Origin of the sequence: Modestobacter sp. SSW1-42, from assembly GCF_046635825.1 — a bacterium.
Classification (GTDB): domain Bacteria; phylum Actinomycetota; class Actinomycetes; order Mycobacteriales; family Geodermatophilaceae; genus Modestobacter.
Map to the genome: position 1 here is coordinate 833,797 of NZ_JBISCA010000003.1, position 10,628 is coordinate 844,424.

Below are 10,628 nucleotides of genomic sequence, written 5' to 3' on the forward strand. Positions count from 1 at the left end.
CCACCGGCTTTGGCCGCTGCTTAAGGCACGGCTAAGGCACGCCCCGGCCGTGGATGACCTCTGCGTCGTGCAATGCAGGGCACGGGCCGCCAGCCCACGAGCGACGCCGGGTACGGACGGCCAGGTGTCATCTCGTGGCTGGCCTGTGCTCCGATGGGGGCGGCCGGCGCACCGTGATCGCGGCCTGGCCGTCCGCGGCGTTCACCCGTCGTGGCGGGTATCAAGCGGGGGCAGGGAGTCGACCATCTTGATCGTCTCCAAGGAGACTGTGACGACGCGTGCCAGGAGGTCGAGGATGTAGCGCGGATCGCCTACTTCGCGGGACCAGTCGTTGGGGTCGTTGACGATGCCCGACGCCTTGTCCGTCTTCACCCAGTAGCGGTCGATGATCCACTCGATCGCCGAGCGGCTGCCCAGCGTGTACCGGTACGCCTCTTCCGGGATGCCCCGCAGGGTGATCCGGTCGTTGTAGTGGATGACCGACTTGTCGCTCCGCAGACCTTCGGTCTTCTGCTCCGCAGTGGGCTTGCCGAAGCTCATCTTCTTGCTGCCGACGGCGAAGAACCCGTAGTTGGCCTCGCCGCCCGGGCCACTCACGTCAAGCCCTTCCAGCGGGTACGGCTTCACGGTCTCGTAGCCCAGGTGCACCTCGGCCAGCTGCCTGCCGGCATCGGCGAACGCCCGGAAGTTGGCCGCGAAGGGGATGCGGGGCAGCATCTTCTTCAGGTCCGCGGCATAGGTCTCCCGGTACTCCGGCGAGTGCAGCAGTCCGTAGACGTAGTCGAAGATGTCGTCCTTGCTCAGCGGCTCGCCTGGGTACGCCGCGCTGAACGCGGCCAACGCCTCGTCGGTGATGTTGTCAATTCGCCGGTGGCCCTCGATGACGTCGCCCTCATGGACGTCGAACATCCCCGACTCGTCGACCTTCTCATACCGCCACCGAGGGAAGAACTGCCCCGTGTCGAGCAGGTGGAGATCGGGCACGTCTTGCGCAGCAAGACTGCAGAACGCGTAATGCGAGGCCGGGCCGGTGAGCTCGATACCGCGGTTCTGTATTGCCTGATCGGGAAAGAATCCGAATTGCAACGAAACGCTGTCATTCAGTGCTCGATCGAAGTAGAACCGCTGCTTGGTAAAAGGGCGATAGCTGCCAACGCGAATCGCGCCGGCGTCCATGGTCACGGTTTTACCCTTCCCGTAACTCGCCCGAAGTGCTCGACTCCAACCGACTCGTGATGGGTCATCATCTGGGGCGCCACCGTCCAAGGATGCCGTGTAGTTGGCGACCAGTCGAGCGATGTTGCTGTGTAGATTCGAGGTTGAGAAGTTGTAAGCCCAAGCGTCGCGGTTTGTCTTTACGCCGTCGCCATAGCTACCGAAGACCCCAACCTGGGGTCCCCGCTTCGAGCCGATCGGAAGGAACGATTCAAAGTCGTCGGCGCGCTGGCTCAGCCAGTCGCCGTGGTCGTTCGGAGCAATGGCGAGGGGTGAAAGACCAACGAGGCTCCCAGCTTCCGCCACGCGGGACAACTTCTCCTCACGAGTGAGGTAGTCCCCGACATCGGTGTAATGCACGGCGGCTGTCTCTGCCGCGCCAGGCTTCTTGACCAAGATTGTGATGGCCACGGTCGCGCGACTGCCTGCGCCAAAAATCTTGCCACCTTCCCGACGGGACTGCTCACCGGCTGTCCGCTGGTTTCCGCGCAAGTTGAAGACGTGGATCGCGGAGAACTCCTCGGCCAGCGTCTTGCGCATGCCGTCGGCGGTGTTGGAGTCCAGGAAGCCACCGTTCGTCACGAAGGCGACGATGCCGCGATCCTGGATGCGCAGCGTGGCCCACTTGATCGCCCGGATGTAGGAGTCGTACAGAGAATTCTTGTTCGTCGCTGTCGAGCGGGCGGCGTAGGTGTCCCGGATGGCGGCGTCCAGCGTGGGGTACTTCTCGTTCGCGTTGTCGTCGTTCGCCGAGTCCTGGCCTGCCGAGTACGGCGGGTTGCCAACGATCACCTGGATAGGCAACTTCTTCTGCCGCTCCAGCCGCTCGTTGTTCTCCGGCATGACGTCGATGTCCTGCTGGTCGCCGTCCTCCCACGACTGGAAGCTGTCGGTGAGCACCAGCCCGGGGAACGGCTGCGGCGTCCCCTCCAGCTCCTCGAACGTCGTCTCGATGTTCGCGGCGGCGATGTAGTAGGCCAGCAGCAGGATCTCGTTGGCGTGCAGTTCGTTCGCGTACTTGCGGGTCAGGTCATGCGGCTCGATCAGCCCGCTCTGCAGCAGCCGCACCAGGAAGGTGCCGGTGCCAGTGAACGGGTCGAGCACGTGCACGCCCTCGTCGGTCAGCCCCTGCCCGAACTCCGCGCGCAGCACCTCGTCGGCCGAGCGGAGGATGAAGTCGACGATCTCCACCGGCGTGTAGACGATGCCGAGCTTCGACACCGTCTTCGGGAACGCGGTGGCGAAGAACTTGTCGTACAGCTCCACGAGCACCCGCTGCTTGCCCGCGGCGTTATCCACCCCGGCGACCCGCTTGCGCACAGTGTCGTAGAAGCCCTCAAGGGTCTCGTTCTCCGCACCCACCGCGTGCGCATCGAGCACCACCAGCATGTTCTCCATCGTCCGGGCCACCGGATTGCCGGCCAGGAAACTGGAGTGCGCGAACAGCGCCTCGAACACCGGCCGGGTGATGAGGTGCTGGGCCAGCATGTCGATCGCGGCGTCGTCGGTGATCGAGTCGTTCAGGTTTCCGCGCAGGCCGGCGACGAAGTGCTCGAACTCGGTGGCCGCCGGCCCCGGCGTCGCGAGCAGGCCCTTGATGCGGGTGACGTGTGCGGCGGCGATGTCGGCGATGTCGTTCGCCCAGGATTCCCAGTACCGGCGCTCGCCGACCTTGGCGACGATCCGCGCGTACATCGCATCGCGGAACTCGTCGGCCGGGAATTCCATGAGCAGCTGCTCGGTGGTCTTCTCCGCCGGCTGGTCCGGATCGGGCAGGGAGACGCCGTCGCCGTCCGTCGGACCGGTGATGGAGACGATCTCGATGGTGTCCGGCTTGCGCTTGTTCAACTCGATCTGGTTGACCATCGCGTGGAAGCGGTCATCGTGGCTGCGCAGCGCCTGCAGCACCTGCCAGACCACCTTGTACCGCTCGTTGTCCCGCAGCGCCTCCTCCGGCGCGACGCCGCTGGGCACCACCACCGGCAGCACGATGTAGCCCAGCTCCTTGCCCGGCGCCTTGCGCATCACCCGGCCGACGGACTGCACCACGTCGACCTGCGAGCCGCGGGGGGTGAGGAATAGGACGGCGTCCAGCGAGGGCACGTCCACCCCCTCGGACAGGCAGCGGGCATTGGTGAGCACGCGGCACACGCCGTCGGGGGCGGGCTCCTTGAGCCAGGCGAGATGGGTGTTGCGTTCGTGCACCCCCATGGTGCCGTCCACGTGCGCCGCCTGAACCCGCAGTCGCGGCCGGTCCTCCGGGGCGTCGATCTGCGCTCGGTCGGCCAGGTCGGGGAATGCCGCGGCCGCCGTCTTGGACGCCTTGATGTGTTGCGCGAAGGCCACCGCCGTCCGCAGCGGCGCCCTGCCGACGACCGACGGCTGGCCATCGGTCGCCGAGGGGCCGAAGTTCTTCGCCAGGCCGTTCCAGCAGCCGATCAGCTTCGCGGCCTGGTCGAGCTGGATCTCACCAGAGTTCGCCATGGCCTGCTGGAAGTTCTCCGCCACGTACTTCTCGTCGACGGCCAGCACCAGCACCTTGTAGTCGGTCAGCAGGTCGGCCTCGACCGCCTGCCCGAAGCCGAGCCGGTGCAGCTCCGGACCGAACGTGTCCTGGTCGCCCATGTCGGCCAGCACCGCATCGGCGTCCGTTGCTTTGCGACGGACCTCCTCGCCGAACACCTTGGGCGTTGCGGTCATGTACAGCCGCTTGGTCGCCTTCAGGGCGTCGGCGTCGTGCACCCGCACGAACGCGGACTCGTCTCCCTCGGCGAGGGTGACGCCGGTCGTCCGGTGCGCCTCGTCGCAGATGACCAGATCGAACCCGGGCAGGCCGAGCTCCTGGGCGCGGGTGACAACGTCGATCGACTGGTAGGTGGAGAACACCACCCGCATTTGGCCGTCGGCGTTCGTGTTCGCCTCGAACCGGCTCAGCAGCGTCTGCGGGTCGGTCGAGGCCGGTTCGGTCAGATCGATCGGGAGCTGGTCGGCGTCGTCGGAAGGCGTGCGCCGTCCTACTCGGACGTCCGAGCAGACCGCGTACGGCGCGATGTCCACCTCGGCGTTGGCCATCCACTCCCGCAGGCTCTGGCTCAGCAGCTGGATGCTCGGCACCAGGAACAGCACCGTGCCGCCGGCGCCGACCAGCTCCTCGGCGATCCGCAGGCTGGTGAAAGTCTTCCCGGTGCCGCAGGCCATCACCAGCTGGCCCCGGTCGTGCTCGGCGAGCCCGGCGCGGACGTCGTTCAGCGCCTTCTGCTGGTGCGGGCGCAGCGCCTTCTTGCCCGTCGGGACGACGACCTCCGGCGTCGTCCAGGAGAATTGGTCCCAGTCGATGGCGGCGTCGGCGAGGTAGCCGATGTCGACGCGCTGAGCCACTCCCCCGGCCAGCGTCTCCTCGGCGTTGGACGACCAGCCCGCTGCCGTGTCGAACACAATCCGCTTGGTGAACTGGGCGGAGGCGGAGGCGGAGACGAACGAGTCGATGTCGGCCTTGGCGACCGTGCGACCCGGTGCGTAGAACTTGCATTGGATGGCGGTGAGCCCGCCGTCGTCGGCGTTCGCCGCGACCAGGTCGATGCCGGTGTCCGGCCGGCCGGCGCGCTCGGGCCAGTCCGACCACAGCCAGACGTCGGAGAACCGCGACTTCCACTCCGGGTCGGAGGTCAGGTAGGCCCTGATCAGTCGCTCGAACTTGCTGCCCTTGTCCCGCTCGTCCAGCGCTTCGCTGCGAAGTCGGTCTAGGACAGTGTGGATGGTCCCCGTCACGCTTCGCATCTTGCCCGACTGGACCTCAGGGCAGGGTTGCCCCGCCCAGACAAGTCGGCCCATCGCAGGGCGAGAGATCGACTAACGGGACGTCCGGCGAGGGTGGCTCCCGTCGGACGGGCTCACACAATCGACGCCGATCTGACGCCTTGGCACTGTTCTCCAGCGCCAGGTCTGCCGAGCCCATCGCCCGCTCACTCGCTTCGATCGGTCGGTGACTCCCACACCTCAAGGGATAGGAGACGAGGGCCGCCGCGACGGCGGACTTGCTGGCGGACGGCGACCTGCCACAGCGGACCGCCAGCGAGCACAGCCATCACCGGATAGTCGGCGCGCGCGTCGGGATGCTCGGCGATATGACGCAGGGTGGCCCGGTCGGTGCCGCTGAGCCTGACGGTGCCACGCGGATGGGTGTGCCAGTCGCCCAGGTACTGCAGTCGTCGGCCTGCCAGCTCGTACGCCTGGGCGAGTTGCTCCTCCTGCCAGGCGCTATCTGGTGTGAATGTCCTCGCGTGATGGCCGGCGCGGGGCCCGGGGCCGATGACCTCACTGATAACCACCGCGGCCGGTTGAGGGGACCAGCCCAGAAGGAGTCCCCCGGTCTCTGAGGGGTAGGCGCGCTGGGCCTCGCGGAGCGCCTCCTCCAGGGCCGCCGCGGCCCACCACACGCGGCCCCGGCGGGTGGCGCGGAAGTCGATCAGTGGTCGCCGCGGCACAGCGGATGCACCGGTAGCTCGAGGCCGGTCCAGGTCGGGGGGATCGGCGTCCCGTCAGACGTCCTCAACGCGAGGACGTGCACGTCGTGGCCGCTGTCGGGGTACCCGCCTGGCCGGCCCTGCTGCAGCGTTGCCACGGCGACGCGGACGGCGTGCAAGGCGACCTCGGCGAGGTCGAAGCCGGACCCGGCGAAGGTGGGGTCGGCGCAGCCGACCGGTTGGACTCCACTTCCGTCTGGGGCCGCCGCTAGCGAGGGGGTGGACTCGCTGTGGAGGCCGTACTCGAGGCAGTACCAGCACGCCGTTCCCGACACGGGCGACAGGCGGGTCACACGACCACCCCACCCGCCGTTGGTCGCCGAGGCGGCGAGGTACGGCTTGCGGCGGCGGCGCGCCAGCCACGCCAGCGCCTGCTGCAGGCCCTTCTCCGCGGTGCAGTCCAAGACGAGGTCGACCTTGTCGATGAGCTCAATCCACGCGTCGATCTCGTTGCGGTGGTCGGGCTGGGGGTCGGTACGTGGTGCGCCGATCGCGTACGGAATGACGTTGACGGTGATGTCAGGCGCGACGCTGAGGGCGATCTGGCTGGCGGCGAAGGCCTTGTTCCATCCCGCCATGTCGAGGCGGGCGGCGTGCCGGACCAGGTTGCCCGGTTCCAGGTGGTCGCGGTCGACCACGGTGAGCTGTCCGATACCGGCCCGGGCGAGATGCTCGGTGACGGTGCTGCCGAGCGCTCCGACACCGAAGACGGCGATGTGCCGGTCGTGCAGGCCGGTGAGTTCGGGGACCCGGGCCGCCATGTCCGGCTGCCCGGCGTACCCGGCGCGGATGACATGCGTGGTGATCCTGCCGCCAGCCGACGGAAGGCCGCGCTGCCCGCGCCCGCGCTTGGCCTGCTGCCGGGGCCGGCCGCCGGCCGGACGGAGGCGGACGAGGAAGACCCAGCCGTTGCCGGTGCCGCGGTGCACTCGCTCCTCGGGGAAGGTCAGGCCGAACACCTGCAGTTCCCAGCCTTCGACGGGAGCGGGCTGCCACGCCCCGTCGAGGAGTTGCGGCGCAGCTCTCTTCAGTTCGGTCACGAACGCCTCGGGGGTGTTGCCCCGGACGGGGGCGTCCAGGCGAGCCCAGCGGCCGGTGACCGGTCGCGGGAAGCGGTCGGGATTCTGCCCGGAGAGCGAGCAGAGGACCTGGCCCCTGCCGTCGCTGACCGTGAAGACCGCGCCGTGCAGGAGGCCGGCGTCCTGCACCGCATCGACGCCGGCCAAGTCCAGCCGGGAGAGCCGCAGGCCGAGCGTCCCATGCGTGCTCGTGGTGGGCAGCGTCCAGCCGCTGTCGACGAGAAGCATCGATCCCTCGTCGAAGCAGCTGTAGTAGTCGGTCCAGGGCTCGGCCTGGGCCTCTTCCACGCCGGTGAGGGCCTCGACTTCGTCGGCGGACGTCGCCGTTGCCTGGCCGGCCTGCACCGTCTTGGGCAGCTGGTTGGTCAGCAGCCAGGCCAGCGTGTCGTCCGTGTGCCACAACGCAGTCGAGCGACCGATCAGGCAGAGGTCTCCGCTGAAGGGATGCGCGTGGTGGGCCATCGGCTCCAACTGGTCGGCAGTGAGGCGGACCGAGGGCCGGACGAAGGGGTACAGGTCGGGGAAGGTCACCGTCAGGTCGACGACCCGGTCACCGATCGCGGTCACGCGTAGCTGAAGGACGCCGAGCCGGCCGGCCGCGTCGTCGATGTCGTAGCGGATGCCGGCCGCCTCGAGACATATCAACTCGTGCTCGAGGCGGCCGGGGAACTCCGTCTCCCAGAGCGGAGTGCTCAACCGACCGGCCGGTCTTTCGGCGGACGCGGCGGGTTCGGCGGGCCCGGCGGGGGGCCCGGCGGCGGCTTCGGGGTGTGCGGGTGCTCCGGGTGCTCCGGGTGCTCCGGGTGCTCCGGGTGGTCGGGCTTGCGAGGCTGTCCAGGCATGGTTTTCCTCTCGTTCGGCGCCGATGTCGGCGACTCCGTTGACCATGGCACGTACCTCTGACAATTCCGCCCAGTCGCGGTTCTGCACGCCGCCGGACGGTTGACACCGCCTGAAAAGGAGCGAGTTGCACGACGCTCTTTTCAAGGGAGGTCGCAATCAGTTCTCTTTGCGGACGCCCTTGAACGGTTTGGCGTCGGCCTTGCCATCCATGAACTGGCCGCCTGGTCCACGCTTCGTCCACGAATGCGTCTTGGGGTTGTAGGTCTGCGTCCGCTGGCGCACTGTTCCAACGCGATGCCCGCGACCAGTGTTTTTGGCCATGACGGCCTCCTCTGTCTCATCGCCGCCACCATGGTGGGCGGACGTTCACTAGAGTGCATGGCGGTCGCGGGCTTGTCAACTATGGTGTCCGGGCGTGTACTATCGTAGCTATGCAGGACCAGCCCGCCGAGCTCGGCAAGATCCTTCAACGCCTTCGGGAGTTGTCCGGCTCATCGCTCAAGGCTGCGGGCGAGCAAGCGGGGATCAGCGCGGCGTACCTCTTGAAGCTTGAGCGCGGCGACGTTCAAAACCCCTCTCCCCACGTCTTGTACCGCCTCGCCGAAGCTCTAGACGGGGACTATCTGGACCTGATGCGGCGCGCTGGCTACGTCGTACCCGGCGCGCAGGGCGCCGGTGGAAGCCTCGCTCACGCACTCAGCGCCAAGGGCATAACTGACGACGAGGCCGCTGCGCTAGCCGCCTATCTAACGATCTACCGACAGCAGCGCGGGCATGCCTGACCTCCTAGCGTCGGCCGAGATGATCGACGCGCACGTCGACGACTTGCTTCGTGCAGCGGACGCGTACGGCCGCTTTCCCACACCGGTAAACGACATCATCGAGGCGGCCGGCCTGGTCGAAGTGCCGAACCACGAACTGGACCACGCTGTGCTGGCGCAGATGCCGCCCGAGCAGCGGGCGCTAGTGATGCAGGCGCTGCCCCAGCTCGAGGGCATGCTCGACCGACAGGCGAGGACGCTCTGTGTAACAGACCTCGTCACTAACGAGAACCGTCGACGGTTTGTCAAACTCCACGAAGTCGTTCACGGAGCTCTGCCACACCAACAAGCGCTCATATACGCAGACAACGCCGAGACGCTGAGCCCGTCTACGCGTCTAATGTTCGAGCGCGAGGCCAATTACGGCGCAGCGCACCTGCTTTTCCAGAGAGCCGCTTTCGAGGCTGAAGCCCGTAGCCTAAGCCTCTCCGTGGCATCGGTTCAGGTACTCGCCGCTCGCTATGGGTCATCGATCCACGCGGCGTTCCGACGTTATGCGGAGACTCACGACCGAGCGGTCCTCGTCTTACGTTTGGATCTCCCAAAGGTCAGGGGCGGACCACAGATTCGTCGCGAACAGCCATGCTCCCGCTCGTGGACGAGCCGGTTCGGTGCTCCAAAGTTCCCAACGCACATGAGCCCGTCAGATTTCCCCTTCCTTCACCTGGACAACGAGGTTGCCGGGGAAATTCAGCTCGTCGACCTGAACGGCCAACCAGCCAGAGCCAACGTCGAGATGTTCAGCAACTTCTATTCACGCTTCGCCCTGCTCTGGATGACGCCCGCACGCCCGAGAACGGACCCGCAACGACTCGCGAGCCTGCTCTCCTCGGACTGGACCGCAGCCCGAAGGCTGGCAGGCCGCACACATCGCACCGCCTTGGCCCAGTCAGCTGGTACGGGGACGAATGACCACACCACGGACGACGACCGGTAGTGGGTGCGGCGCCTCGCTCTGAGACAGGGTGCGTCATACGAAAGCCGCAGACGGTTGCCCCGCCGCGGTGAGAGCCAGGCACGGCCGCCCACGTCAGGTCCCGTCGGGTGGGGACTTGCGGCACGAACAACCCTCAGCCAACCCGCAACGAAGCAGCCTCGGGACGAGATGGGAGCTGCGTCCGCTCGGGGGCTTAGCGACGTGACCTGTAGCAGTGCATCAGAGCCAACTTGCTGCTCCGTCGTGCGGCCCAGCTGCCCAACAAGTCTCTCCGTCTACGCCATGTCTCACCGCGCGGCGCCGGTGCGTCCTCGTCCCTGAAGGACTCAAGATCATCGGCCGTCGCACCTCATTCACCGTCAAGACGGGGCCATCACGGAGCGCAACACCTACTCGCGTAGCCGCGACCCGGAGCAGAGCAAGGGCTGAAGCGTCAGAGCGACAACCTGGATGCACGACTCGGGCGGGCCGGAGCAGTTGCGCCGAATCGCCCGAGTCGTGCATCTGGCCATTCACGCAGGCCGTCCCGGACGAAGCGGGCGAGCCCGCCACGCAGACGACCGTGGCTGACTAAGCCCGCAGACAGCCACCGCGGCCGCCGGTTCGATTCGTACCCCAGCCTCCAGTCGCTCGACACAGCACCCAGCTGCGAACCGAACCGTCGCGCGACCGCACGCGCGTCAAACTGTGTCGCCGTTCGCGCCATGAGGAGCAGACGACGATCTATTGTTCACCAACGCATGCGTCAACCGGCTTGGGTTCCGACAGGTCGCGCTCGAACTACATCCGCCAATTCGACAACAGGGCACTCCGCGCGCCGCCGAGCCCTACCAACGGCGCCCCAGACGAGGTAGGTCACCCACATTGAAGGTCCTCGTCACGGTCAAGGCCGCTCCCCAGCCATCTGCCACATACGGCGACACCGTATGCGTGGCCGGCGTCGAACTGCGCGGAGACGACCCAGTTCGTTTGGTTCGACTCTACCCAGTGCCCTTCCGCTATCTCGAGGGTGATCAGCAGTTCGGCAAGTACCAAGTCATCGACGTGGCGGCGCGACCGAGCACTCGTGATCCGCGCCCCGAGAGCCTGATGGCGCTCGCCGAATGTCCCCAGGGGTGCTCATCGAAAGTCCCCACCCGGGTGCGGGGTCAGGTTAGCGGTCGGCGGGTGCCGGTGGCGGTGCGGCGGAGGGTGTCGGTGCGGGCGTGGT

7 protein-coding genes are annotated in these 10,628 nt (G+C 67.2%); 3 read left to right on the top strand and 4 right to left on the bottom strand.

The annotated features are described in order from the left end of the window. Window positions 1-201: 201 nt before the first annotated feature. The 4 genes from ACGBYP_RS14285 to ACGBYP_RS14300 form a co-directional block, all read right to left on the bottom strand. Complete coding sequence (locus tag ACGBYP_RS14285) at window positions 202-4,983, bottom strand: DEAD/DEAH box helicase (protein WP_411585203.1); 4,782 nt, start codon at window positions 4,981-4,983, stop codon at window positions 202-204. A 194-nt stretch (window positions 4,984-5,177) separates the two neighbouring features. Then, complete coding sequence (locus ACGBYP_RS14290) at window positions 5,178-5,699, bottom strand: Mov34/MPN/PAD-1 family protein (RefSeq protein WP_176523077.1); 522 nt, start codon at window positions 5,697-5,699, stop codon at window positions 5,178-5,180. Next, entirely contained in the window at window positions 5,681-7,513 is a 1,833-nt protein-coding gene (locus tag ACGBYP_RS14295) for a ThiF family adenylyltransferase (protein WP_411585204.1), read from the bottom strand. The genes ACGBYP_RS14290 and ACGBYP_RS14295 overlap by 19 nt, the downstream gene beginning before the upstream one ends. 303 nt (window positions 7,514-7,816) lie before the next feature. Next, window positions 7,817-7,981, bottom strand: a complete 165-nt coding sequence (locus tag ACGBYP_RS14300; RefSeq protein WP_411585205.1) for a hypothetical protein — start codon at window positions 7,979-7,981, stop codon at window positions 7,817-7,819. 110 nt (window positions 7,982-8,091) lie between these two features. Here ACGBYP_RS14300 and ACGBYP_RS14305 point away from each other — a divergent pair, with 110 nt between their 5' ends. From ACGBYP_RS14305 to ACGBYP_RS14315, 3 genes are all read left to right on the top strand, one after another. Beyond that, window positions 8,092-8,442, top strand: coding sequence for a helix-turn-helix domain-containing protein (locus ACGBYP_RS14305; RefSeq protein WP_411585206.1), 351 nt, complete (start codon window positions 8,092-8,094; stop codon window positions 8,440-8,442). A 19-nt stretch (window positions 8,443-8,461) separates the two neighbouring features. Further along, complete coding sequence (locus ACGBYP_RS14310) at window positions 8,462-9,418, top strand: ImmA/IrrE family metallo-endopeptidase (protein ID WP_411585207.1); 957 nt, start codon at window positions 8,462-8,464, stop codon at window positions 9,416-9,418. Between the two features lie 864 nt (window positions 9,419-10,282). After that, window positions 10,283-10,628, top strand: a 346-nt coding sequence (locus ACGBYP_RS14315) for a hypothetical protein (protein ID WP_411585208.1), incomplete at its 3' end; no start/stop codon positions are given.